The following is a 23,844-nucleotide window of genomic DNA, read 5'->3' as shown; positions in this document are numbered from 1 at the left end:
CCTGTTTGCTATCTATTCGAGAAAGAGATTGATGTGATATAGGTAAAAATGGAAGCGGTAGTTCGTTCGGCAGATCCTTTCGTCCTGTCCTCACGCACGACCAACACGGGAAGTCATCGAGGCCATCGCAGTCACAGTCTTCTGGTTCGGCATCGTCTTTGTCCTCCGACGGAAATGCGTTGGGCGTCTCGTCGTTAGTTGCGTTCTCGACAACAGCCAGGTGTTTGCAGTAGGCGTTGCGGTGGACGTGATGCAGGCACGTACAGGCCATCAGTTCCTCGGTCACATCGTCGGTGAAGACTATGAACTGGTGGTCTGTGGGCTTTTCGTGGTTTTCATTGGTGACGTCGACCAGACCGAGGGCTTCGACATCGAAGGAGAATTCGTCGGCCGGGGGGTATTAATAAACTGAGTAATCACACCCATAACTAGATTATATTACCAAGTTATATTGGCACGGGGAGCTCATCGCTAGCTATGAGCTTTACGAGTAATCTCGAGGAAGACGCCGACCCAATCTGGGATGCCATCCTGGAACATCCAATAGTCGAAGAGTTAGGGGCAGGGACCCTTGATAAAGAACCATTTAGATATTGGGTCAAACAAGACTATATTTACTTGATCGACTACGCGCGAGTATTCGCCCAGGGTGTGACGAAGGCACCCGACCTCGAACGGATGGGTACATTCGCCGAACTCCTCGATTCGACGATCAACACAGAGATGGACTTACATCGCGAGTATGCGGCTGAATTCGACATCTCAGAAGGGGAATTAGAAGCTACTGAACCGTCGCCCACTACAAGGGCGTATACTGACTTCCTCGTTCGTACCGCGTCGACAGGGACGTTCGGCGATCTCGTGGCTGCACTCTTGCCCTGTATGTGGGGCTTTAACGAGACAGGAAAGCGACTCGCAGAGGCGGGATTACCCAACGATGACCGGTATGCTGCGTGGATCGAGATGTACGCAGGCGATGAGTTCACGGAACTGACGACGTGGTGTATGGAGTTGATGGATGACGTGGCTGAGGACAAAAACGAGGCCGAGTGCGACCGCTTTCGGGATCTGTTTCGTACGTCTGGGCGCTACGAGTATCACTTCTGGGATGCCGCTTGGCGACAGGAGGAATGGTCAGTATGACTCGCCATGATACCGGGGCTGCGAATATTCCCGAGACCTTTAAAGAGTATACCAAGGTGCACGAGACACCTCGATTCACAGACTGGCTTCGTAAACGTGCGGAACCCAAGTGGTCAAATGCAACGACCCATCGTTTTACGCGTGAACTTGGAAGGGGAGATCTCGACGATGAAGTCTTCCAACAGTATCTCGTACAAGACTACGCCTTCGTCGAGACGCTTGTTGGCGTCTTCGGACACGCTGTTGGAGATGCACCGACTATGGAATCGAAGTCACGACTCGTCGACTTTCTTAAGATACTCACTGCCGACGAAAACGATTACTTCGAACGTTCTTTCAAGGCACTGGACGTCCCCAAAACTGAGTACGTCGATCCTGATTTGACGCCTACAACGCAGGCCTTCGAAGATCTCCTAAAGCGGGCGGCGAGAGAAAGCAGTTACGCCGAGACGCTTGCAGTTCTTGTTCCCGCGGAATGGACCTACTTGGAATGGGCCACCCATGTCAAAGATGATTCACCCGCACAGTTCTATCTCATGGAGTGGATTGACCTCCATGCTAACGAGGAATTCAGGGCCTTCGTTACGTGGCTCCGAAATGAACTCGATCGGGAAGGAAAAGCTGCATCACCTCGCCGTCAGCGACGGATAGAGCGGCTCTTCCAACGAATTGTGTCACTTGAAGTCGCCTTCTTCGAAACGGCGTACGAACAACGTAAACATGACTGAGACGCCAACTGATGTGACCGCCGTCGAAGGAGGGACGGTTCGCAATTATCTGAGCGAGATGGGACCGTCGTGGGTTGCGGGGTCAATCGCTGCAGGACCTGCAACGATGGCGAGCCTAATCGCCGCAGGTGCGCGTTTTGACTATGCCTTGCTGTGGGTCGTAGTTCTCTCCGCGGTCGCGGGTGCGCTCGCGCAGTATCTTGCGATGCGTCTGGGTCTCCTTTCCCAGCAAGGAATCGTCAATATCGTTGAGGAGTACCTTGGGAGATGGTGGTCTTGGGTCCTCGTTATCGATGTGGTGATCGCAGCTGGCGTCGCACAGCTCGTGATCATGAATACTGTCGCTTCCGTCTCCTCGACAATAACGGGAATCGATGCCAGGATATGGGGCGTAACCTGGGCGTTGATTCTCGCTATCGGTCTCGCAGGGCGAGGGTATCGCTTTATTGAATTCGTGGTGAAGCTCCTCATCACTGCGGTTGTCCTCACATTTGTCGCGTCACTGTACGTCGTCCCGCTTGACCTCGGGAATGCGGCTCGAGGACTCGTCCCATCACTTCCATCTGGTAGTGCGGTTGTGGCGGCGGGCATCCTAGGTGGTGCGGTTCATATCACATTGATCACAATGCACTCTTACACGATGCGAGTCCGCGGATGGACTGACCGTGAGTATGGCCTCGCAACCTTCGACATCGTTGCCTCGATGCTCATTGCGTTCGGTATCTACAGCGTTGCAATTTTTCTTGTCACTGCTAGCGTGATTACCGACCCCAACCTGACGACCGTGAGTGCGGCTCAGGCACTCGGTCCGCTCATTGGGTCGAGTGCAAAATGGCTCTTCTTATTTGGGCTCGGTGGTGCGGCGGTCTCAACGCTCGGTGGAAACACGATCGTTCCGCCGTTCCTCGTCGCAGACAAACTTGGCTGGGGGACAACGGTAGAAGATTCCCGGTATCGGGTTCTACTCGCCGCAGTCGCCTTGCTGTCTGCTCTCGGCGCATTCATTGGGGGAGAAGTCATCGGGCAGCTCGTGCTTGTGCTCGCGCTCGGAACGGTGGGGACGCCGTTCGCCATCGCTGTCGTCTTGTACCTCCTGAACTCCGAGGCAGTATCTGAATCAAACTCGGTTTTAGCCAACAGTGGGGGTATGGCATTACTTTTCGTCTCCGGGTCGCTCGCGGCGAACTTCGTCCGTGAACAGATTTCAGGTGGTATCAATTTGCTGTCGGGATTTGTTCTGGTATTCGCCATCGTCATCGGGATAGCGACAATTTTGCTGATCGGGAAGTATATGCACGAGGAGGCAGCCGTCACGTGACCGACGTCAACTTTCCACTCTCTGGTTCAACCCTAATTGTTGGCCCCTCTCAGGTCGGCAAGACTCGGCTCACCGCCTTGGCACTCAACGCTTGGATTGAAACTGAGAGTGTTGAGGGAGTCGTCGTTCTGGAATTTGCGCCGGAGGTCGAACACAATGGATGCCTGCTTGGCGGCAGGCTTGACCGCTATACGACGATCCCAGATGGGGTGTGGTGCGCCATCCTCGATGCGCACGCTCCTCGAACCGACAGCGAAACTGATGAGGAGTCGGTCGCACTAGCCCGCGACAATGCCGAGCGAGCGGAACGAATTCTCGATGAGGCTCCCAAACCTCGTGTAGTATTTGTCAATGATTCTACTATACCGTTTCAGCACGCGGGATCTGATCTTCAAAAGTTCACGACCTATTGTGCACACGCAGAATGCGTAGTGATGAACGCTTTTGAGAGCAATGAACTCGGAACAGACGACCCAGTCTCGCGTTGCGAACGTGAGGCTCTAGAAATTCTCCATGAATGGGCCGATCGAACGATTTCACTAGAGTAGATAGACAAGATCTCTCTCACAAGTTGGCCTGACCGCCTAATATGGAAGTTCCGGTCAGCTCGAAGGTTCAACATTGAAGCTGAAGAGTTCTCATTGTGCGCGTTGCTGTGCCGTCAGTCTTACGGGTTGCAGATGGATTGTACTTATGGATCCCAGGGATTGTCAGGAAGAGAATAAAAACAGCAAGAACCGAGAAATAGCACTACTACGCATCGAGAAAGTAGCCCGAGAGTTAATCTGTCTCTAGAACAGATTGTGTCTATGGTCACGCTTGAGGTAGCCTTGCCTGACCGTATCGAGAGTGACATTGATCGCCTTATCGAACAAGGTGATTTTCTGAATCGAGAACAAGCGATCGAAGAACTTCTCTCACTGGGGTTATCGGCCCAGGAAACCGGCGATGAATCCGAAGAGGAGTTGGATGAAGATCTGTTTACGCAAGCTGTCGATGAGCAACAGGATCCGGCCAATCAATACAACGATCCGCTCTAACCCTCCTCTCGGGAAGAGGAGCTAAGACTGCCTTCCATTTCGAGTTTAATGAGACGATCGAGTTTTTCGATTCAATTGTTTCGACTGACTGGTCTGGGGAGTACTCTGGTGCTACTTCCACCGCGTGCTGGTACGTACGGTCGAGCAGGTCGCGGTCAGTCGGCAGGGTGTCGTCGCGTATCCGGTCGAACTATCCACGCGTTCGCTAGGCAGTCACATCGGACAGCGTCGTTTGACGTGACATAAATGGAAGAGTAAATGGGTTAGCAGCAGTCGGAGAGTGCGCTCTCCCGTGTGGCTTCTGCGCCATATCCGTCACACTTCCAGTAATTGTAATCGACGTTTCCATACTTGTTGTAGCCAGTGTATGGGCTACTGATACGCTCGTCGTCCGATGGGAGTGAGGTGGATCGCAGAAGTCATTGAATCCAGTATATGGATATGTTCGAGGAAACTTCCCATTATATAGATTAATAAATTAAAAGTAAAATTCAGTATGGTTACTATCATGGGAGCATATTTAACGCATGAAAGATTAACAGTTTGGTATGCGAGATCATGCCAAAAGCCCGAATGTGGCGAAACGAATGTTTCTCAAACGTTCCGCCGGAGTAATTGGAACGGCAAGCCTGACGGGACTGGCTGGATGTTTCGGAAGCAAAAATGGAGCGAAAGGAAGTTCAAAGCAACCCGGAGCGAACGGGAAGATGGTAATGAAGACTGCCTCTGAAACGACGTCGGCTTACTCAATGAGCCAGGTCATTGCCTCGGCTGTCAGCCAAAATTCTAAGATATCGGTCGATGCCCGACCAAGTCAGGGAACAAATAGGAACGTCTCGGAAGTCATCAATGGGAAAACAGAAATCGCATACATCCAGAATTGGACGGCAAATAAGATACGCCAGAATGAAAAACCATTCAACAACCTCAAATACCAACCGCATCAGGTGTTCCACCTATACGACCTAGCGTGGTTTCTGGCGACGGCGAACAATGGCTGGAAGAGCGTGAAGGATATCAAGGTTAATTCGAACGTTTCGCCGACTCCAAATGGATCCGGAACTGCAGAGATGCTTGAACACGCACTGAGTTTTGTTTCAGACGACTACAAACGATCAAGTGTGAGCTACGGTGATCAGGCGAGTGCAATGAGTGAGGGGCGACTGGACGTCGGTGCCGCGACGTACGTGAATCTCTCTACCGAACCAGGATGGCTTCAGCAGATGAAAAGCACAGTTAATCTCCGCGTGCTTAATTGGCCGAAGAAAACCGTTGAGAAACTAGAGGCCGATCCGGCCATCGTTATTTCAGACATTGACATGAGCCAGTTTGACAACTACGCATACAAGCCTAAGACGCTCAGCACCCCGACGCTAGCATACAACTTCATTGTTCGTGAGGATCACGACTACGACACGCTCTATTCATTCCTTGAGACGCTCTGGACACAGCGCAAGAAGCTTCAAAAGCAGACTAAGCTCCTTACACCAATGGCCACACGCGATGCATGGGTAAAGAACGCGTACGCAGACTTCCCGTTCCACCCCGCCGCTGCAGATTTCTACGAGGAGAAGGGGCTCTGGTCGAAGGAGTTCGAACGGGGAAAAACCAATAAGAAGTCCTCACAGTAGAACACCTTCGTTCATCCAGTTATGACTGAAACTACCGACGATCCGACGACCTCGCCCCGTAGCCTGCAGGAGTCCTTCACTGCGCGTTCGACCCCAGAAAAGGCCTTATTGTCAGTTGTGGTTCTTCTCGCAGTTGGGTTGACAGCCTACACTATCTATTACGCTTGGGCCCGGCCTTTCACGCAAATTATTCACGGAATGATATTTCTTCACCTTGGACTCGCACTATATTACTTACACTTGGCTTTTGAGCGGCTGACAAAAGGCTCATCTGTGGTCGACGGTTCAATACTGAGTCGATTCAACGAGTCTATTCAACTACGCTACGTTCAGCTCGATATAATCATATGCCTCATAACGGCGATCATCACAGGAATCACAGGCTATTACTTCGTGACGGAGTACGGACGACTGACGGGCAACGCAATACTCCTCGGGTATTCGAACACCGATCTTACCCTAGGGCTCATCGTCGTCGTAATCGTTCTCGACGCCACACGTCGGGCCTACGGTTGGTCTATCGCATTAGTAGGTGTTTTCTCCATCATATACGCGCTGTATGGTGCGTATTTCCCTAGCTTTCTCAATCATACAGGTCTGGGGCTGCGAGACGTGACGCTGTACGGTGCAACCCAGATCGAGCGCTCCGGGGTGTACGGATTCATAACCCAGGCCGGTGCAAAGTACGTAGCCATTTTCATCATGTTCGCTGGGCTGGCTAGAGCCTACGGCATTCTAGACGTTATCCTTGAATTGAGTCAGCGACTCGGAAGACAGCTCCGCAGCGGCATTGTCCACGTCGCTGTCATCTCGTCGATGGCGATGGGTTCTATCACCGGCAGTGCAGCGGCTAACGCCGCGACAACCGGGAGCTTCACCATCCCGATGATGCAACGCCAAGGTGTACGAGAGGACTACACGGCCGCCATCGAAGCGGTCGCTTCGAGCGGCGGGCAGATCATGCCACCGGTCATGGGTGTCGCCGCGTTCCTGATGGCTGATTTCATTGGTGTTCCCTATCTCCGCATTATCCAGGCCGGACTCTTTCCCGCGCTCTTATTCTATTTCAGTGTGACTATTGCGGTTCAGTTCGCGGTTCTTCGTTATGAGTGGATTAGCGAAAAGGCCAATGGCACCGGTGGGTTGCTCAAGGTCATCTTCAGCAAGAGTGCGTTTCTGATTGCCACCTACTTCGCCCTCTCTGTCGGCGCTTTCTACCTGGCACGTCAGATTTTCGCTCTCTCGCTGCTCGTCGCTGGTGCCGTCACTCTAGTGGCGCTCCTCTTCGGTCGATACGTCCATAGCTTGACCTCCGGGTCAGATGAGGGTGGTTGGTCGGATCTACAGACCGCCGTTGCGGGGTTCTGCCACGGTCGATACTTCTTCATTCCAATGGCAGTCCTCGTGTACTCGCTGGCCGTCATGCAGTTGTCGGCACTAGCCACCGGTTTATATACTGTGGTGACACTTATCGTTGTCATGTACGTCCGTGACCTCACTCTCCTACTGATAGCCGGCACGTCCGACGATGACTGGGTGATCGCTGGCTACGACGGGGCGGTGAGTGACTCTAGCTCGCCTGTAACTACCGTCCCACGACAGCTGTTTGTAACGACAATAAAGACCCTCCGCGGATTCAAACAGGGTGCGCTCGACATGGCTCCGCTCGTTGGCGTGCTTGCAGCGATGGGGGTTATCATTAAGATGCTTACTCAGACCGGCCTATCCGGGAAAATCAGCCTCCGAATGGTTGCGCTGGCCGGCGGCCTTCTCGTCATTGCGCTGTTCCTCGCGATGTTTACGAGCATCCTCTTCGGGCTAGGGATGCCAACTCCGGCCGCCTACGTCCTGGTAGCAGCCTTATTAACCGCGCCGCTCCAGGAGCTCGGCGTCGCGAAGATAACGGCACACCTCTTTGTGTTCTACTTCGCGATGCTATCGGCGATCACGCCCCCGGTTGCCGTCGGGGTGGCCGTTGCCTCGCGCATCGCCAACAGCGGATTTCTCGTCTCTGCGAAACAGGCACTTCGAATCGGCGCCGCCGGATTTCTCATCCCATTTGCGCTTGTCGCGAACGATAGCCTCGTTACTTGGACACTGACCGGGACGCCGATAGCCGCATTCTGCGTCTTTATTGGAGTCGTCGCATTGACTGCCGTCACCATCGGGTTCGATGGTCGGCATGTGCTCCAGCTTCCGCATCGGCTCGTTTACCTCGCACTGGCGCTGGGATCAATGTACGGATCGGTACTCTCTCAATTTGTCGGCGGAGGCATCGCGACGACAGTACAGTTGGCAACGGCGGTGCTCGCCCTTTTAGGGCTGAGCCTCGCTCATATAGACCGACTCCCAAGTGCTGTCACACCCAGAGCAGAAGTTGGAGACCGCTGAGTATTTGTTCACCAACTAAACATTTTCTATTATTAAATTTCGTTTGTATTAAATCGGTTTATAACAAAACGACGGCCTATTCGGTAACGATCCACTCTCACCGTAAAATCGAAGCAACCAATCATTATGTTAGATGGTTAACGAGTATGAATTTGTTCGTTGGAAATTCTCGTTGACCTTGCATCGGCTGATTGCCGACTCCGCTGGAAAACCAACTGTGCAATTCTGTTTGAATAATCGGGGAATTTTTCTTCTGAGGCCGAGACTATTCGATACTGCCATGACAAACATTGTCACAACATTTGCAGAAACAGTTGAATCTACAGCTGACTCGGTGGCCATCTCGTTCGACGGTACTGAGTTCACGTATGGAACCCTCTGGAATCGAACTGGGCGGTTTGCGGCTGCCCTTTCTAACCAGGGGATTGGTGAAGATGACCGGATTGCGGTCTATCTTCCGAATCTGCCGCAATTTGTGACCGCGTTCTATGGCGCGCTCCGCAACGGGAGCATCGTCGTTCCGATGAACCCTCAGTACAAGGTACAGGAGATTCGTCATCTCCTCGCCGACAGCGGCGCGAAAGTCGTCGTGACGCTCTCCGGGAACGTTGAGGCGGTTACTGAAATTCAGCCAGATACTGACGTTGAAACGGTTGTTACCGTTGGGAAAATGGTCAACAATGGGACAGACTTCGAGTCGTTCTTGGCCGACGAGACGAAAGAGGTCGTTGAACGGAAAGACGACGATATCGCTGTCCAGCCCTATACGTCGGGAACCACAGGAGCTCCAAAAGGGGTTCTCCTATCCCACTATAATCTTACATCTAATACACGGTCGAATATGACATTACTTGATCCACCTATCAGCACAAATGACCGGCTGATTGGAACGCTTCCCCTGTTCCACATCTACGGAATGTCCGCTGTCATGAACGCTGCCGTGTTCACAGGTGCGACGTACTACCCAGTTGCCGAGTGGGATCCCCAGGTGGTTTTCGATTGCATTGAGACCAACCGCATTACCGTTATGTATGGTGTCCCAGCGATGTTCAATGACATGATCAACCAGCCCAACGCCGATGACGTTGACCTCTCGTCACTACGGTTCGTCAACTCTGGTGGTTCCAGCCTCCCGCTTGAGGTTCTCGAGCGGTTCGAGAACCTGTTTGGTGCTGAGTTGTTCGAGGGCTATGGTTTGACCGAGACCAGCCCGGTCACTCATGCAAACCAACCAGATGCCCGCCGGAAGGGTAGCATCGGCCAGCCGATCGAGACGGTTGACGCCAAGATTGTTAACAAACAATTTGAGGAACTTCCACGTGTCGCGGAAGGGCCGGTTGACGAGGATGTGGTCGCACTTGACGATGTGGTTGGCGAACTGGTTGTCTCCGGGCCAAACGTGATGGCTGGATACTACGAGTTGCCCGAAGCGAACGACCAAGTATTTACTGAAGCAGACGGAAAGCACTGGTTCCATACGGGGGATCTCGGCTACTGGGATAAGGACAACTACTTCTACATTGTCGACCGTGAGAAGCACCTGATTATCTCTGGCGGCTACAATGTCTACCCCCGCGAAGTAGAGGAGGTTCTCTATGAACATGAGGCAGTCGCTGACGCGGCAGTGATCGGTATAGAGGACGACCGCCGTGGTGAGACAGTCAAAGCACTCATTGTCCCAGCACCAGGGTATGAACCAGGTATCGACGTGACCAAAAACGAGATCCGCGAGTACGTTCTCGCCAACTTGGCCGAATATAAACACCCACGCATCCTAGAGTTCTGTGAGGAACTGACACGGACCACAACCGGCAAGGTTCAGAAGTACGCTCTCCGACAGAAGGAGTAAACGGCGTCCATCGTGCCGACGATCCTCGCTACCGTTGATCGCCAAGGATTGATCGCAGATGTCTTGTTTCTAATGTATCAGAATTTACTTTACAACGGAATTCGATCTTATTGATATGGCGTATCAGCTATCTGATGAACATCGTGCCATCCAACAAGCCGTTCGTGAGTTCGGCGAGAACGAAATCGCCCCAGTCGCAAAAGAACATGACGAGAAGGGAAGTTACCCTGAAGCAATCCGCAAGAAGGCAGCGAAGTACGACTTTGTCGCCCCGCATATCCCAATCAAGTACGGTGGTGCAGGGATGGGACTTCTATCGGCAGTGCTCGTGACCGAACAGCTTTGGCGAGCTGACCCAGGGATTGGAAGTGCTGTCGGGAGCGCCGGGTTTGGGACGAACATGATCATTAAGTACGGCGATGAGTGGATGAAGGAAGAATGGTTGCCGAAAATAGCAGCTGGCGAAGCAGTCTCGTACTCCGCTATCTCCGAACCAGCACATGGATCGAATGTTGCTGGTATCGAGACGGTCGCCGAGACCGACGGCGACAGTTATGTGCTCAACGGTAACAAAATGTGGATCACGAACGGAACCGTGGCCGATGTCGGTCTTGTGATGGCTAAAACCTCCCCAGACAAGGGCCATCGTGGTATCACCGCTTTCCTGATACCGACAGATCTTGACGGATTCTCTACCGAGAAGATAGATAATAAACTCGGTATCCGTGCCTCTGACCTCGCAGAGGTTATCCTCAACGATGTTCGGGTCTCTGAGGAGAATGTCATTGGAGAGGTGGATAAAGGGTTCTACCAGTTAATGGATTTTTTCTCACACGGTCGCACCCGCGTCGCATCTCAGGCAGTCGGAGCCGCTCAAGCAGCCCTTGATGCCGCATTGGACTACGCTGGTGAACGTGAGCAGTTTAATCAGCCCATTGGTGAGTTTCAGGCTATCCAGCACAAGCTTGCTGAGATGGCAACCAATGTTGAGGCAGCACGATCGTTAACGTATTGCGCCGCCTCCCAGGTTGAGAATGGTGATGATGACATCGCCGCTCGCTTTGCCAGCATGGCGAAACTCTTCGCTTCCGAACACGCCGTTGATGTCGCCGACGAGGCGATCCAAGTACACGGTGGTGCTGGGTTCGTCTCTGATCATCCAGTCGAACGGTACTACCGCGACGCTCGTATCACGAAAATATACGAAGGAACAAGCGAGATACAGAAAAATATTATAGCTGACCGCTTGCTGTAGGAATCTAATCCCTCACTGATCCGAAACGAAGCTATTGAAATGGAATTAGATTATGCAGTCTTTACAGCTCATTTTCACACGCTCCCACACGGGAAATCATTAAGATCGTCACAGTCACAATTCTCCGACGTTGTATCGTCTGCCATCTGTGCGTGTTGCTGTGCCGTCTCGTCAGCGTCACGGGCCGCAGATGGTTTTGTCCTCGCTATCGTTTCAGTTACTCACGCGTTTGAGCACACTCTCTGGTCGGTGGATACGGCCTGTTTATTAGGTGGTATGACAAATTGAAGCCCTATGTCTTCAGATCAAGATGAAAACAGATCAGAGAAGAAGATGGGAACTGGGATTGCAGTTGGGATCGCGCTCGGAGCCGGCATCGGAGTTGCGATGGATAACATACCAATGGGGATCGCAGTTGGGCTGGTTCTAGGAATTGCAATGGGATCAGCTTGGCGCTGAAAACAACATTACACTGGTGGTGGCAATTCCACCTATGGTATGCAGCATGGGTCGTCGGCCTCATTGAAGATATATATGACATACACAAAGACAATACGTACTGAGATCGAAATCGATGCATCACCAGCAACTGTCTGGAAGATTCTTACCAACCTCGATTCATATCAGGAATGGAACCCGCACATTACGGAGGCGAGTGGTGACCTCAAGGAACAGGCAACCATCGAGATTCACGTCCAGGGTACGGAATCATCGAGCAGAATGGTAACTATGACAGTCACCGTCACTGATATCGAACCAAGGCGTACGCTCCGATGGGTCGGCTCTTTGTACTTCTCGTGGATATTTGAAGGACGACACACGTTCCACCTTGAACCACTCGACGACGATTGCACCCGTTTCATTAACCATGAACGCCGCTCGGGAATACTCGCTCCCCTGGTCACTGACGATAATTCCTGGCGAGCCTATGAGGAGATGAACCGTGCGCTTGCTGAGCGCGCAGAGAAACACGCTTCCACCGACCACGATTCGACGCCGTAACGCTAAAATAGACAGATATTTCGTGCAAGCTATCCCTGAAAATTTAGAGATATGGAGAAACCACTTGGTAACGGTGTTCCATCGACCTATGCTGGATATATAGCTAGCGCGTGGATGATTGTGTTTGCTGCGGTGAGTTTCTACTGGGCATTCGGTGGCACGGCCGGAGTCGACACTGTCTCACTCGGTCAGGAACTCGCGGGTGAACCCTGGTTCATTACAATCCTTTGGCTTACTGGCATTCTGAAACTTGGTGGTGGTGTACTCGCACTTGCACTCGTTCAGTCATGGGGTCAGTTGCTTCCCCGCCGGCTGGTGCTTGTTACTGCATGGGGTGTGAGCGTACTGCTGGTCGTCCATGGAAGCGATTTCATCATTCACGGGGCACTCACCGAGAATGGTCTCATTGGTCTTCCCGCTCCTGCAGCGTGGACAACGGCTCATTGGCAGACATTTTTATGGGGTCCATGGTGGCTCCTCGGTGGTATTGCGTTCTGTGTGGCGACATGGAACTACCAGCGACGCTCCCGGTGACGAATCGAAATAATAGTCCGAAGTAGATGGTTAGTTCGGCAGTTCCTTCTGTCCCGTTTGCACGTACGGCCAGCAGTGGAAGCCGTCGAGGCCATCGCAGTTACAGTCTTCTGGTTGGGCATCGTCTCCTCCAAAGGGAACGCCTCAAGCGACCCGTCGTCAGTCGCGGTTTCGACGGCGGCCATGTGTTTGCAGTAGGCGTTGCGGTGGACGTGATGTGGACACGTACAGGCCATCAGTTTTTCAGTCACATCGTCGGTGGAGACTATGTACTGGTGGTCTGTGGGCTTCTCGTGGCTCTCATTGGTGACCTCGACCATTCTAGGGGCCTTAGGTCGGAGGAGAACTGTTCGGCCTGTGCGCGTTGCTGTGCCGTCTCGGCAGCTTCAGGGGCTGCGGATGGTTGTGTTCATTCGGTCATTCGAGCCTCGCAGATGAAAAGTCAGCATCGGGTGGTTTAGCATCCGACGTGGGTTTCCGATTAGCGGAGAACATGTGGGTGGGGTGGTGGAACGTGCTACGCTGAATCCACGGCTTGTTATGTGGTGAAGTTATGTATAATAGTCACAATGAGTACCTCAGTTAGCCAATTTAGGGTGTACTTTCCGTAGAAACATTCTCTTTTGGCATGGTGAACGATATGTATTCGTGGACTTTCTCATCGGCTAGTGAAGATCCCCCTGTGGTTGTCTATCTGACCGTCTTATTTTCGAACAGTAGCACAAAGCATTTACAAAACCTCACAAAGACCCAGTTGTAGCGCGGTTGCCTCTGATATCCTGAATGGGCTCCAACGTAGGTCTGGCGCCTTTGCTCCCGATCCATTTCTCACTCTGTGCTACTCTCCGTTCTGCTCACACGCGACCCATGGCTTGTCCAAGCAACGGTCCTACATTCATGTATTAGCAACCGCGAAGCGTCACAGCCGGTCACTGGAGCTCGCGATTATAATCCAGTATTCACGATAGACTTTTGCCCATAGTGTGGTATACATTTGAGTAACCCTTCCACAAAGGATAACCAAAGAGAGTCCACTACAGTGATTGATTTTAGGCCACGTGCTGAATCCGGATTGACGATCATCGATACCATCGAAAATCGACGATACGATCTCGATACATCGACGTCAGTCACTCCAATATCTGCTGATGAAACTCGGTTTTACTTCCCTGTTGACCAGGCGATCCGAATTTCAACGAATAAGTTGACCCTTGATAACCGGGCTGATGTTTTCGTCCGCGATACAACTGGTAACGCTCTTCTCGAAGTGGGTTCTGCTGTTGATGAAGAGCTTGGTCCAGGTACATACTCCATCGAGCTAAACGCACCGATCAAAGTCTATCTTCAAGTCGACGGGCCACTCTCAATAACAGCAGACATCAATGACGTCGTCTTTGGATTTGAGTCCCCTACAGTATATATCGGCGCTCGCTCGTATCATCGCCATCCATCCACGACAATCACCACAACAGAAGATCCGGAGAATATGATGGCAGCACTATCCGCACTCTCGTCGGCGTTGAAAACCACGACTTGTGAGCGATCGTATCCAACGCTCAGAGGTCATCCTCCAATGATCGAATATGGTGACAAACTACACATCCCTGATGAATTATCCCGGCCAGAAACCGGTATTCAACTCGAATTACCACCATCGTTGGAGAACGTATACGTTGCCGCGCCGCTGGCGTACTATCTCGGAGCCAAAATCGTTCCGGGCGATGAACCTCGTCTTGTTACAGAGAGCTTCGAACGTCTCCTCATCGATCTTCCATTTGAGCAGGAGATCGAAAAGCTCCTTAAACAAGTTTTTTTCCTTGACTGTCTCACACGAACTACTGGATACTATCAGATAGATTTGTACGAACGTGAGCAAGTTGATCTGAAGTTGGATTTCGAGAGACTGTATGACATGCCGATTGCCGAGCAACTTCCAGCCTATTTGTCAATCCCGTTTGAGAGAGTTCAACCCTTCCTGCCACGATGGCCACTCACTGCCCATCTTTCTCCAACTCCTAGCCGAGTTTCCGCGATTCCATTCGTTCTTCATGATCTCGGATTCATCCGAATTGCACGCGGGTCGCCCGTTTCGGCCGACAGCATCCCATCGTTCGTTTTAGAATCGTTTTTCGAAACAAGGGGAGACTCAATCCAGGATCAGTCGTTTATCCGCTTGGAAGCCAGTAACTCACTCGAACAAGCGTGGTTCGCAGATGGGATCCCGTTAAACGCAACAAAGGCGATACCGAAGGCATTCGAAAACAAACTAGAGCAAGAACCAACAACGGATGCCATCGAGATTGCAGTCGTTTGTAATGAACCTGAGATGGGAGCAAACGAAAACGTAGCAGAGGTGTATCAATCTCGTGAAAGTCTTGATCTCACCGCGACTACCTATGAGAATCTTTCAACGTCTGGTTTGCGCCTCGTTCTCGAATCTGATGTCGATTTCCTCCATTATATCGGGCATATCGACGAGGACGGATTCCGGTGTCAGGATGGATGGCTTGATGCCGAGACATTGGCGGAGGTCTCGATTCCGATCTTCTTGCTCAACGCGTGTCAATCGTACGACCAGGGAACCGCACTTATCGAGGCAGGTGCTGTCGGAGGGATTGTAACATTTAGTGAAGTTGTAAATGATGGTGCCGCGCACATCGGATACAATGTCGCACGGTTACTCAATTTGGGATTCCCACTCCGAGCAGCCCTTGCAATCACTCAGGGTGAGAGTATCGCCGGCGGTCATTATCTCATAATCGGTGATGGAAGTGCAGACGTAGTACAGGTTGAGCAAGGAGTCCCGATGCTTTGTGAGATCGAAACTACTGACGAACCGATCGATGTACTACTCCATTCGTATCCTTCACGAGAGGGCAAAATCGGGACGATGGTCTATCCGTACGTCGAACCGAACGATCAGTATTTCCTCACGCCAGGATCACTCCGAACGTTTCGTTTGACGACTGAGATGATACAGCAATACCCCCGCTGGCATCAAGTACCAGTGAGAAAAGACGGCAACCTCGTCTGGAATGATCCCTTTTAGCGGAGTTGAGCCGCTAAGTCAATTCCGCAGCCAGCTCCGACCGAGGGGAAGGCGCTAGCAGGGAAGAGATACAGCACCACATAATTCTCAAACCCTGTTCAGTAGTTTATCACGGCCCGTATATTGCCACTCCACCCGCTGAAACAGCTCCCACTTCTCCCAAAAGGATAAGGATCATGAACAAGACGCCGATCATTCGGGGATTCTCTGCCAGGTATGATTGGGGTGTTTTCTCACTCATCAAAGCTTGTAGCGACGGACAATACCTTTGGTATGAGCCAGTTGATACGATATAATCAGCGCCTACATCTTGATTGCCTGGAGCACACACGAGATTCTACTACCTTCGACTGTACCCAAAAGAACAATTAGAAATGTACTTTTAAAAGCTATGTTTATATAATTGATAGAAAAGATTTAATGTTGACAAAGTAGAGTTGAGACCAACAACAGATGGAAAATAAAAGTTCAACTTTGCCATCTCCTAATAATATTCAAATATCTAACCAGATCAGGCACAATTTTCTAATAATATCTGAAACTGGGAATCAAAGAATGGATCGAGCCAATATCGGCATTTCACAAATGACTTAAATAATGAAAGTATCATGTTGAAAATGATAAAACACAACACGATTCAGCGTCAACCCTTGCTTCATACTCTTCAGGAGCATCGAAGCTCACGGATCCAAATCCGACAGCGTCAAAATCCTCTTCAGCCACAACGGAATATGACTTATTCGACTCGATGGCTGTGGAGTAGTCTGCTGATTTGCACCCCTGAGCCCACGCATGGACTTGTTCTGGGGTGTATCCGTCCAGTCCGAGTTCAGTGATGGAGTCGAAGTGAACGTTCCGAATGGCCTCGCTATCTGACGAGGCTGCTTCTCGTATTCGCATAGTTAATCGTTGGCCTCTGTTTCAATAGAAGATCTGGTCTAGCAGATTGTGTGTACGATCGAGTGGCCTTTGTGTCGAGTTGTAGGTTTCAGTCCGACCGATGGATTGCAAACCGATTCAATTGGATAGTGTTCACTGTATTGCATTCTGACACTGCTCTTGCATTTTTGTGTATCGGTGTGCTCTAATATGTTGGCACGCTCCCTGTGAAGCATATTGAACTGGGGTGTCTCACAGGCCATAGGAGACCCTACCGAGCAAAACGTCAATGATAGTCGCCTGGCGGATAGAACTGGAAATATGCAAATTAGTATAATCTACTAACTAAAACAGGCTCAAAGCTCGGAACACGAGTGATAAAATACACCCATACAGAATACAGCAGCCCGCGAAAATCTTCCTCGTATCTACTCCTTGTCGCGAGAACTACTTAAACAAAGTAAGTGGCGACAGATGGAGACACCGATGGGATCCTCTAACTTGGTTTAGACTACTTTGACTTCATGCGAGATGAGCCATGTGCGTACCTTCGTGATTTCACTGGGACTACTAATGAGGTAGACTGTATCCTTCTCCTCGGTAATCGTGATCAGAAAGTTGTGTTCAAGGTGTTAACGATGGTCGCCCATTTCCTTCTTTGGAGCTGTGATATTAAGGACTTTACCAAACTCGAAGACCACCGAATATGGACGCGCATCCCGCTTGACGGTGGAACTGGCTTTTCGAGTGCGCTCAAGATGTTCGCGCCGTATCCGAACATCTTCGCAGGCTGTCTCGGTGGTATTGGATTCGATAGCAGTGACGAGACTCCAACGACGACTAGGACGAGCATGGAAACACAGACAATCTCGATCGCTAGTACGACCATAGCAACGGCAGAGCCAACGATTACGACCTCAACCACCACAAAACCCCAGTCGAAGTACTTGGTTGTGGCGTCGAGCATCTGCACAGCGTCAGATGTCGTCTCAGTTGGGGCAACGAGATCACGACGTGGCTGCTCGATCAGCTCTGCGTCGTTGAGGCGAGGCAAATGGTGATGGGAAAGTGCTAGAGCGAGCTGCTGGCGATCGGCGGGCGGTTGCTGGTCTAGCCGTTCACTCACGGCAGCAGCGATATCCGCAACAGGTTGGGGTTCCGTTATTTGCTCAAGGTACCAGAGGGTATGGCGACGGTATGGATGATTCACTGCTCGCAATATCACATCGAGTTCTGACCGTGACAAGGGGGTTACTCGTGGCTGGTTCGTCTCGTTGTCTGATGGCTGGTGACGTTCGGACATGGTGATTGTTGGGTGGTAGCACTTCCCAATATGATCTCCTGTAAGTGTTATTGTTCAATTGACAAAGTCCTTTTCTAGTATTATTTAACTAATAACTCTATAAGTTAAGAAGGTCCAGATATTGAAACGTTGCATAGGGGAGAGAATCACAGATCAACAGGTGAGACAGTACCTCTCTTCTCTGGTGTTCGAGATGCTCGTTTGGGAACTCAAGATCAGTCCGCTGGGCGAGTGTTGTCCGTGTGTAGACCTCTGTGTCGGTGCGGTCGCTCATTGATTTACCTCCATCTGAACCCACGTGTGGGATGTGCTCCGCTCTTTTGGCTAATCCCTCGAAAAGCCATCCCTGCTGTGGCTGTGATGGGGTCTGAGTAATACATTCCTCCATATCCAATAAGCAAGCACCTTTAGAACAGAGCAATTGTCTTCACGGCGAGACGGTTGAACAACGTTCGATGCCGTGCTTGAACTACTGTTCTATGAGTGCGACCAAATGAAAAATGCAGGGAGAGAGTGGACAGCATGCCCGGATTCTTTATTTCACTGGCTATGGTATCTCTTCAAATGGTACGGCACTTTCTTCGGTAATAGAAATCCACGGTGGATACACACCGGGGAAGGCATCAACAGGCTGAATATGAACATAGTCGGTTCCGGACATTGAGACGATAGTGTACTCAAGTTCGAACGTTGGCCACGCGTCGCGATCGTCATGATGATCCCGTTTAGTGTGTGACATTGGTGTTCTCTACTTGGAGCTTTGGCCCAAGTCTCCTAACGGCAGGGGTTGCCGATGCAAGCACCATTGAGTCATCTGTTTTGAAAAGAAGGCTCGAATGCGAGTGGAAGACAAGGGGGCTTGGTAAGAAAGGAGTTGACACCGAACACTACTCCTGTTGGTCAGATGGCTCTACGATATTCGCTAACGCCTCGCCCATAATAATGAGGTGAGTCAATTCCGACGCCAACCCAGGCAACAACTGAGGAAACAACGCAGCCCGGGGGAGCGGGCGAATCTGGAACCCAGACGCCTATTGAGACTGGAAACAAAATGGAGTGAGACGAAAGAATCATTCGCTCTGATGTCAGTTTCTTTTTAAGGATCGCAAATTATTAGACGAGATATAATCATCGCTGAAATGTATTATTGATTGCCAGTGAGTATCTCTACTATTTCTCTGGAAGCAGTGGGTTCTGTCGCGACAAGCAACTTCATCCCGGGCTTGAGCGTTGTCGCAGGGTTGACCACCATTTTTTCATCCATATCTACAACAATTGAGCATCCATCCGGCACTGCAATGTCTCGAATAGCTTTCTCAACAACCGGTGCATCCTCTGTTACCTGTATTTGCAAGAGGTCAATAATACCAGTGAGTTCATTCACAGCGTCCGGAAGGCTTCCTCCTGTAATCGCACTCACTGTTGCGAGTGCGCCTAGTCCTTCGGGGAAAATAACTTGGTCAACGAACTCTTCGTACTCATCTCGTGCGCTCGGTGAATCAACCCGGAGGACAGTTCTCACTCCTTCCATCTTCGAAGCGACCAAACAGACTGCTAAATTACTGCCAATGTCGTCAGTGAGACCAGCAATGACATCAGCAGAAGCTATGTCGGCATTTCCAAGGATTTCAGGATCGACAGCCTCTCCATGAAGAACCGTACCGAATCCAGCTTCAAGAAGCAAGTCACATCGTGTTTGATCGCGTTCAATGATGGTGAGATTGTGTCCCTGTTTAGCTAATTGTTCTGCGGTATAATATCCGACGTGCCCTCCCCCTAGAAGTACTATCTGAAGAGCGTCATTCGACATCTGTATCCCTCATAGATGTAATACAATTTGCATCAACAAATCAATCGACCATTAATACTCTAATATAGTCATGATCACGTTAGACACAATATACAATTATACAACTTTTTATCTGTGTAATGCTACCAACCTCAATTGTCTCCGAATAGCGTTCATTGTATTTGAACTCCTGTTACAAAGCATTGTACCGAAATAATCTTGCACTCGTTGCCAATCGAATTTGCGTATTTCCGATAGATATAGTGCAGAAGAAGGAGCCGAGTACTGGAGTAATTCATTGTCATTGTCACACCGTATTTAATAATCAGACCGTAATAAATATATAATAATTTGATCAAATTTAGCCAGCATGTCTAAATGCAATGAGAATAACAATAATAACGATGAATCGACGGACCCTTCTCAAAGCGACACTCCCCGCAGGTCTCTTACTGGCTGGTTGTACCTCTCAGTCAGATGAGTCCGAAACCACAAGCCCTTCCCAGATATCAACAACCGCAACAACAACGAATACGGTGTCAACAATAAAGACAACACGCTTGCAAACACAGACACCAACCACTCAACGAACAGAATCCACAATAGAACCAGAAACAACTAGCACAACGCAGTCTACAACAGAGCAGGAACCAACTACTACAACACCATCTACAACAGAACCAGAAACAACGACCACAGCCCCTTCCACAACTGAGCAAACGACTAGCACGACTCAATCCACGACAGAGCCTACAACTAGCACAACCCCTTCCACAACCGAACAAACGACTAGCACCAAACGAACAACCACAACGGTTGCTCACTCGGCACCGAACCACCCATCGACGAAGGGAATATTCGATGAACCAACGCGTGGACCGACGCCATTTAGTCCAGATGCAACTCTTATTGCATTCGAGGATCCGTCCTGCCATAATTGTGTTTATTTTGAAGAAAAAACATATCCAAACCTCAAACGTAATCACATTGATTCAGGAGAGCTTTCGTTCGTAGTACGAACGATCCCCGTCGTCGAGGAGTGGGGAACCCGTGCAATCTATGCACTTGAAGCGGCCCACGCTCGGAATGAGCAAGCGTTCTGGGATCTGAAGGCATACTACTTCAGTAATCAAGGTCAATTCAACAGCAGAAACGTACTCTCGAAAACGAAATCGTTTATCGATTATAACACACGGTTAAATGGACGAGTCATCGTTCGCGATGCAAAATCAAAGGCATATAACAAACAGGTCCGAGAAGACCGTTCTGTGGCGAAGACTGCGAACGTTCCTGGGACTCCGGTGTTTTTCGCATTCAGATCTGAAAAGTACGTAACAAAAATCGTTGGGACGCAAGGTTATAGCATTTTTAAAAATGTACTTGGACTCTAATAGTTATAATATTGATTGGCTGATTGATGTGATATTTAATTAGATACTTACAATAGAGATCATCCAATGCAATGGCTTGGAGTGCGTCAATACGGTAAATGAATGAACGGCGTCACGTCCGAATTGAGGGCGGCGAGGATCGTCTTTTCGGACCAAGGATGCGCTGGATAATCCCATCGATATCTGGGTGAGGCACTTCCTCGGGTTCATCTGACGGGTAATGTGGAACAGGCATGGGTCTTCATTTCCACTAGTAGTACGTCACCAATCATAATAATTATTCACATCTACAAGATAGGTTTTGAGCGAATTACTCATCGCCTTAACCTAAATGCCATAAATAGCATTGGGTCTCAAGAATGCAAAAAGTGAAAGTAATTTAGAAGTGCTCGTCGCGCTCGTCGTCGTCCGATGGGAATGCGTTGAGTGAGCCGTCATCAGTCGCGTTTTCGACGGCAACCATGTGTTTGCAGAACGCGCTCCGGTAAACGTGGTGCGGACAGGTACAAGCCATCGTATCGCCCATTACGTCGTCCAGCGTGACGACGTAGTGGTGGTCAGCGGGCTTGTCGTGGCTCTCATTGGTCACTTATGACATTCGTACGAATCTTTCACAAGTGGTAACTATTCAGTCAGGTTATTACCGAGAGATTGAGAATGATAAAAACGGTCGAATCCTCTTGATCGATTGTACAGAAACCGCCGAATAACAAAGACGTAAGCGTGAGTGGTGAACTTGATGAGAGGTGACTCATATCCACCGCGGACTACACGGCGAACGTTTCTTCAAAAAAGTGCTGTTGGACTCTCAACGATAGGTGTCATCGGGCATGCTAATGCCGCGGAATCTACTCTCGACGAAGACACGCTTCAAACAGGAAATGCATGGGCAAATCGCACCGAGGTGACGATGTGTGGGACGGTGACTGCGTTCCCGGAGAAAGACTATGTTTGGGCTGGTTTTGATTATAAAAAGAAAGGAACGATGAGTGGAAGTTATGGAGAAGAGGTAAAACTCTGGCATCCACGGGTGCAGCCAATGAACCCAGATTCAACGGATCAACACGGGCCGACGTTTACGTTGACCTTCGAATATGGCAAGGAAGGAGTCACACGGGAGAGCAATGAGTGGCGACTTCAATCAGGGAATACGTATACGTATCGAGCGACTCTTAGAATCCCACAGCAAAAGGGGTTCAAAATGACCACAGGGAGCGAACGGGACTTCACCATTCCACCCACGAAATGAAACATCTCGTTTTGGCGAGTATGAGCAGACAAATTGGTGAAGTTTCAAGAGAGCAGTAATTGGTATCGGAACCGGCCTCTCTGTTCTCTCACTTAATACATTGCGGCGAGCGTAACGTGGACTCATACAGACTATTAACTCTTCGGTCACAATTTTGATTGAGACCGCGTAGTGGTGGTCTATGGGGGGTTTTGTGGCTCTCATCGATCGTGCAATCACTTGTATTACTGGTTTATCAACGGGCAGAACATTGGTTGAACTTGTTGGAACCATGGGACTGTCATCCCACTATCGGCAGGAACAGACTGAATCCAGAGATGATCGAGAGAATTGTCCAGCGTGGAACTCCCTGCTGTGAAGAGGCTAGTTCAGTCCAACAGCCTGTCTTCCGTGGATCAGCAGACAGACTGTCAGTAGTAAGGAACCGGTTGGACTGAATACAGGGCGCGTATCGGTCATAGAGATTTATTGACCTTGGTGTCATATACAGTGTGCGTAGTTATTGTATTTGTTTCTCTCAGAAGTTGATGGAGATAATCGGCCCCCGACGAACACAGACTATCATGGTAATCGGTAACTATAAGCATACCCACTCGAAATTGGATACTCCAACTCGCACTGAGAACCGGTTTTCTTCACGTCGTATTAGACGGGTGGGTTGGGGAGAACACCATGACAGAAGAATGGATCATCACGGGCGATTACGTGGAAGCGTGTAACTGTGACGTCGCCTGCCAGTGTCTCTGGATGGAGCCCCCGGACGATAACCGCTGTACGTTCTCGAGTGTTTGGCACATTACGGACGGCCAGTACGGCGACGTCGATCTGAACGGACTCCACACGGCGCTGCTCGTCCGCAGCGAGGAGGGAGTCCTATTAGATCCGGGCACTGAGTGGCATGCGGTGCTCCTCACCGATGAAACGGCCGACGATGACCAACAGGCCGCCCTCGAAGATATCTACCTAGGTCGAGCTGGTGGCGTCTTTGCGGTCGCCGCCGATACGCACGTCGAAAGCGCCGAGGTTGCGACCGCCCCGTTCTCGTTCACTCGGGATGGTGCGGATTTCTCGGTCGAAATCGGCGACAGCGTCTCCATGGATGTGGTCGGAAAACGCGGCTTCAACGAGAAACTCGGAACGATCGCGCCGCATCCGTTCAACAAGAGCACGGAGATGAATGCTGGGAAATCCACTACCGCCACCGTATCGTACAATGACGAGTTCACGTGGGATGTCTCGGAAAACAACGCATTCCTCTGTGATTTCGAACTGGCGAACGCCTGACGTCGGTGG

The 23,844-nt window shown here is 50.5% G+C and carries 26 protein-coding genes and 1 pseudogene; 17 read left to right on the top strand and 10 right to left on the bottom strand.

Translation table 11 applies throughout. The features are described from left to right. Window positions 1-250: 250 nt before the first annotated feature. The 6 genes from LIX15_RS11680 to LIX15_RS11655 all read left to right on the top strand — a co-directional run bounded on the left by LIX15_RS11680 (window position 251) and on the right by LIX15_RS11655 (window position 4,229). Entirely contained in the window at window positions 251-412 is a 162-nt protein-coding gene (locus tag LIX15_RS11680) for a hypothetical protein (protein ID WP_227773369.1), read from the top strand. A 65-nt stretch (window positions 413-477) separates the two neighbouring features. Further along, window positions 478-1,143, top strand: coding sequence for a thiaminase II (tenA, locus tag LIX15_RS11675; protein ID WP_227773368.1), 666 nt, complete (start codon window positions 478-480; stop codon window positions 1,141-1,143). Then, window positions 1,140-1,871 carry a TenA family protein gene (locus tag LIX15_RS11670; protein ID WP_227773367.1) on the top strand — a complete coding sequence of 244 codons (732 nt, stop codon included), beginning with the start codon at window positions 1,140-1,142 and terminating at the stop codon, window positions 1,869-1,871. The genes tenA and LIX15_RS11670 overlap by 4 nt, the downstream gene beginning before the upstream one ends. Continuing rightward, on the top strand, window positions 1,864-3,189 hold the full coding sequence (locus tag LIX15_RS11665) for a divalent metal cation transporter (RefSeq protein ID WP_227773366.1): 1,326 nt from the start codon (window positions 1,864-1,866) through the stop codon (window positions 3,187-3,189). Before LIX15_RS11670 ends, LIX15_RS11665 begins: the two co-directional genes overlap by 8 nt. Continuing rightward, window positions 3,186-3,737, top strand: coding sequence for a hypothetical protein (locus tag LIX15_RS11660; RefSeq protein ID WP_227773365.1), 552 nt, complete (start codon window positions 3,186-3,188; stop codon window positions 3,735-3,737). Before LIX15_RS11665 ends, LIX15_RS11660 begins: the two co-directional genes overlap by 4 nt. Window positions 3,738-3,998: 261 nt before the next feature. Continuing rightward, window positions 3,999-4,229 (top strand): ribbon-helix-helix domain-containing protein, encoded by a 231-nt coding sequence (locus tag LIX15_RS11655; protein ID WP_227773364.1) that lies wholly within the window; start codon window positions 3,999-4,001, stop codon window positions 4,227-4,229. 263 nt (window positions 4,230-4,492) lie between these two features. Here LIX15_RS11655 and LIX15_RS34000 read toward each other — a convergent pair whose 3' ends face one another. Then, window positions 4,493-4,609 carry a DUF8118 domain-containing protein gene (locus LIX15_RS34000; protein ID WP_486327116.1) on the bottom strand — a complete coding sequence of 39 codons (117 nt, stop codon included), beginning with the start codon at window positions 4,607-4,609 and terminating at the stop codon, window positions 4,493-4,495. 168 nt (window positions 4,610-4,777) lie between these two features. On the opposite strand from LIX15_RS34000, the gene LIX15_RS11650 reads away from it, so the two are divergent. The 7 genes from LIX15_RS11650 (at window position 4,778) to LIX15_RS11620 (ending at window position 12,891) form a co-directional block, all read left to right on the top strand. Continuing rightward, the gene (locus tag LIX15_RS11650) at window positions 4,778-5,860 is read left to right on the top strand and encodes a TAXI family TRAP transporter solute-binding subunit (RefSeq protein WP_227773363.1); all 1,083 of its coding nucleotides are present in this window, start codon (window positions 4,778-4,780) and stop codon (window positions 5,858-5,860) included. Window positions 5,861-5,881: 21 nt separating this feature from the next. After that, entirely contained in the window at window positions 5,882-8,251 is a 2,370-nt protein-coding gene (locus LIX15_RS11645; protein WP_227773362.1) for a TRAP transporter permease, read from the top strand. A 280-nt stretch (window positions 8,252-8,531) separates the two neighbouring features. Then, window positions 8,532-10,100 (top strand): long-chain-fatty-acid--CoA ligase, encoded by a 1,569-nt coding sequence (locus tag LIX15_RS11640; protein ID WP_227773361.1) that lies wholly within the window; start codon window positions 8,532-8,534, stop codon window positions 10,098-10,100. 115 nt (window positions 10,101-10,215) lie between these two features. After that, window positions 10,216-11,355, top strand: coding sequence for an acyl-CoA dehydrogenase family protein (locus LIX15_RS11635; protein ID WP_227773360.1), 1,140 nt, complete (start codon window positions 10,216-10,218; stop codon window positions 11,353-11,355). A gap of 294 nt (window positions 11,356-11,649) precedes the next feature. Continuing rightward, window positions 11,650-11,814 (top strand): glycine zipper domain-containing protein, encoded by a 165-nt coding sequence (locus LIX15_RS11630; RefSeq protein WP_227773359.1) that lies wholly within the window; start codon window positions 11,650-11,652, stop codon window positions 11,812-11,814. A 75-nt stretch (window positions 11,815-11,889) separates the two neighbouring features. After that, the gene (locus LIX15_RS11625; RefSeq protein ID WP_227773358.1) at window positions 11,890-12,357 is read left to right on the top strand and encodes an SRPBCC domain-containing protein; all 468 of its coding nucleotides are present in this window, start codon (window positions 11,890-11,892) and stop codon (window positions 12,355-12,357) included. A gap of 51 nt (window positions 12,358-12,408) precedes the next feature. Continuing rightward, window positions 12,409-12,891, top strand: a complete 483-nt coding sequence (locus LIX15_RS11620) for a DUF3995 domain-containing protein (RefSeq protein ID WP_227773357.1) — start codon at window positions 12,409-12,411, stop codon at window positions 12,889-12,891. Here LIX15_RS11620 and LIX15_RS11615 read toward each other — a convergent pair. Then, window positions 12,870-13,211 carry a hypothetical protein gene (locus tag LIX15_RS11615; protein WP_227773356.1) on the bottom strand — a complete coding sequence of 114 codons (342 nt, stop codon included), beginning with the start codon at window positions 13,209-13,211 and terminating at the stop codon, window positions 12,870-12,872. The two genes, LIX15_RS11620 and LIX15_RS11615, sit on opposite strands and share 22 nt — an antisense overlap. Before the next feature lie 1,253 nt (window positions 13,212-14,464). Here LIX15_RS11615 and LIX15_RS11610 point away from each other — a divergent pair. Next, window positions 14,465-15,940, top strand: coding sequence for a hypothetical protein (locus LIX15_RS11610; protein WP_227773355.1), 1,476 nt, complete (start codon window positions 14,465-14,467; stop codon window positions 15,938-15,940). 109 nt (window positions 15,941-16,049) lie between these two features. Here the strand turns inward: LIX15_RS11610 and LIX15_RS33660 are convergent, their stop codons facing one another. From LIX15_RS33660 to LIX15_RS11590, 7 genes and pseudogenes are all read right to left on the bottom strand, one after another. Further along, window positions 16,050-16,181, bottom strand: coding sequence for a DUF7503 family protein (locus LIX15_RS33660; protein WP_425556757.1), 132 nt, complete (start codon window positions 16,179-16,181; stop codon window positions 16,050-16,052). A gap of 365 nt (window positions 16,182-16,546) precedes the next feature. Beyond that, entirely contained in the window at window positions 16,547-16,840 is a 294-nt protein-coding gene (locus LIX15_RS11605) for a GNAT family N-acetyltransferase (RefSeq protein ID WP_227773354.1), read from the bottom strand. Between the two features lie 485 nt (window positions 16,841-17,325). Next, window positions 17,326-17,394: a hypothetical protein gene (locus tag LIX15_RS33655; protein WP_425556762.1), complete on the bottom strand. Its 69-nt coding sequence runs from the start codon at window positions 17,392-17,394 to the stop codon at window positions 17,326-17,328. Between the two features lie 35 nt (window positions 17,395-17,429). Beyond that, window positions 17,430-17,786 (bottom strand): hypothetical protein, encoded by a 357-nt coding sequence (locus tag LIX15_RS11600; protein ID WP_227773353.1) that lies wholly within the window; start codon window positions 17,784-17,786, stop codon window positions 17,430-17,432. A 60-nt stretch (window positions 17,787-17,846) separates the two neighbouring features. Then, window positions 17,847-18,122, bottom strand: a pseudogene (locus LIX15_RS33650) (DUF7344 domain-containing protein); the annotation flags it as partial. Between the two features lie 97 nt (window positions 18,123-18,219). Then, window positions 18,220-18,396, bottom strand: a complete 177-nt coding sequence (locus LIX15_RS11595) for a hypothetical protein (protein ID WP_227773352.1) — start codon at window positions 18,394-18,396, stop codon at window positions 18,220-18,222. Window positions 18,397-19,266: 870 nt separating this feature from the next. Continuing rightward, entirely contained in the window at window positions 19,267-19,932 is a 666-nt protein-coding gene (locus LIX15_RS11590; protein ID WP_227773351.1) for a potassium channel family protein, read from the bottom strand. Between the two features lie 362 nt (window positions 19,933-20,294). Between LIX15_RS11590 and LIX15_RS33215 the strand changes: the two genes are divergently transcribed. Further along, window positions 20,295-21,302 (top strand): DsbA family protein, encoded by a 1,008-nt coding sequence (locus LIX15_RS33215; protein ID WP_368410619.1) that lies wholly within the window; start codon window positions 20,295-20,297, stop codon window positions 21,300-21,302. A 379-nt stretch (window positions 21,303-21,681) separates the two neighbouring features. On the opposite strand, the gene LIX15_RS11580 is transcribed toward LIX15_RS33215, so the two are convergent. Further along, on the bottom strand, window positions 21,682-21,891 hold the full coding sequence (locus LIX15_RS11580) for an SWIM zinc finger family protein (RefSeq protein ID WP_227773349.1): 210 nt from the start codon (window positions 21,889-21,891) through the stop codon (window positions 21,682-21,684). 150 nt (window positions 21,892-22,041) lie between these two features. On the opposite strand from LIX15_RS11580, the gene LIX15_RS11575 reads away from it, so the two are divergent. Both LIX15_RS11575 and LIX15_RS11570 read left to right on the top strand, forming a co-directional pair. Next, entirely contained in the window at window positions 22,042-22,551 is a 510-nt protein-coding gene (locus LIX15_RS11575) for a hypothetical protein (RefSeq protein ID WP_227773348.1), read from the top strand. A gap of 672 nt (window positions 22,552-23,223) precedes the next feature. Further along, entirely contained in the window at window positions 23,224-23,835 is a 612-nt protein-coding gene (locus tag LIX15_RS11570; RefSeq protein ID WP_227773347.1) for a DUF1326 domain-containing protein, read from the top strand. Window positions 23,836-23,844: the final 9 nt, after the last annotated feature.

Source organism: Haladaptatus pallidirubidus (assembly GCF_020700235.1).
Lineage (GTDB): Archaea > Halobacteriota > Halobacteria > Halobacteriales > Haladaptataceae > Haladaptatus > Haladaptatus pallidirubidus.
This window is presented reverse-complemented; position numbering and strand designations above follow the sequence as displayed.

Coding starts and splice junctions, on each gene's coding strand:
- LIX15_RS11640 (WP_227773361.1), top strand. CDS start 8,532: ATGACAAACATTGTCACAACATTTGCAGAAACAGTTGAATCTACAGCT.
- LIX15_RS11590 (WP_227773351.1), bottom strand. CDS start 19,932: ATGTCGAATGACGCTCTTCAGATAGTACTTCTAGGGGGAGGGCACGTC.
- LIX15_RS11595 (WP_227773352.1), bottom strand. CDS start 18,396: ATGAGCGACCGCACCGACACAGAGGTCTACACACGGACAACACTCGCC.
- LIX15_RS11615 (WP_227773356.1), bottom strand. CDS start 13,211: ATGGTCGAGGTCACCAATGAGAGCCACGAGAAGCCCACAGACCACCAG.
- LIX15_RS11605 (WP_227773354.1), bottom strand. CDS start 16,840: ATGCGAATACGAGAAGCAGCCTCGTCAGATAGCGAGGCCATTCGGAAC.
- LIX15_RS11665 (WP_227773366.1), top strand. CDS start 1,864: ATGACTGAGACGCCAACTGATGTGACCGCCGTCGAAGGAGGGACGGTT.
- LIX15_RS11620 (WP_227773357.1), top strand. CDS start 12,409: ATGGAGAAACCACTTGGTAACGGTGTTCCATCGACCTATGCTGGATAT.
- LIX15_RS11625 (WP_227773358.1), top strand. CDS start 11,890: ATGACATACACAAAGACAATACGTACTGAGATCGAAATCGATGCATCA.
- LIX15_RS11670 (WP_227773367.1), top strand. CDS start 1,140: ATGACTCGCCATGATACCGGGGCTGCGAATATTCCCGAGACCTTTAAA.
- LIX15_RS11630 (WP_227773359.1), top strand. CDS start 11,650: ATGTCTTCAGATCAAGATGAAAACAGATCAGAGAAGAAGATGGGAACT.
- LIX15_RS33215 (WP_368410619.1), top strand. CDS start 20,295: ATGAGAATAACAATAATAACGATGAATCGACGGACCCTTCTCAAAGCG.
- LIX15_RS11575 (WP_227773348.1), top strand. CDS start 22,042: ATGAGAGGTGACTCATATCCACCGCGGACTACACGGCGAACGTTTCTT.
- LIX15_RS11610 (WP_227773355.1), top strand. CDS start 14,465: ATGATCGAATATGGTGACAAACTACACATCCCTGATGAATTATCCCGG.
- LIX15_RS11600 (WP_227773353.1), bottom strand. CDS start 17,786: ATGCTCGACGCCACAACCAAGTACTTCGACTGGGGTTTTGTGGTGGTT.
- LIX15_RS11635 (WP_227773360.1), top strand. CDS start 10,216: ATGGCGTATCAGCTATCTGATGAACATCGTGCCATCCAACAAGCCGTT.
- LIX15_RS11650 (WP_227773363.1), top strand. CDS start 4,778: ATGCGAGATCATGCCAAAAGCCCGAATGTGGCGAAACGAATGTTTCTC.
- tenA (WP_227773368.1), top strand. CDS start 478: ATGAGCTTTACGAGTAATCTCGAGGAAGACGCCGACCCAATCTGGGAT.
- LIX15_RS11680 (WP_227773369.1), top strand. CDS start 251: ATGCAGGCACGTACAGGCCATCAGTTCCTCGGTCACATCGTCGGTGAA.
- LIX15_RS11570 (WP_227773347.1), top strand. CDS start 23,224: ATGACAGAAGAATGGATCATCACGGGCGATTACGTGGAAGCGTGTAAC.
- LIX15_RS33660 (WP_425556757.1), bottom strand. CDS start 16,181: ATGAGTGAGAAAACACCCCAATCATACCTGGCAGAGAATCCCCGAATG.
- LIX15_RS11655 (WP_227773364.1), top strand. CDS start 3,999: ATGGTCACGCTTGAGGTAGCCTTGCCTGACCGTATCGAGAGTGACATT.
- LIX15_RS11645 (WP_227773362.1), top strand. CDS start 5,882: ATGACTGAAACTACCGACGATCCGACGACCTCGCCCCGTAGCCTGCAG.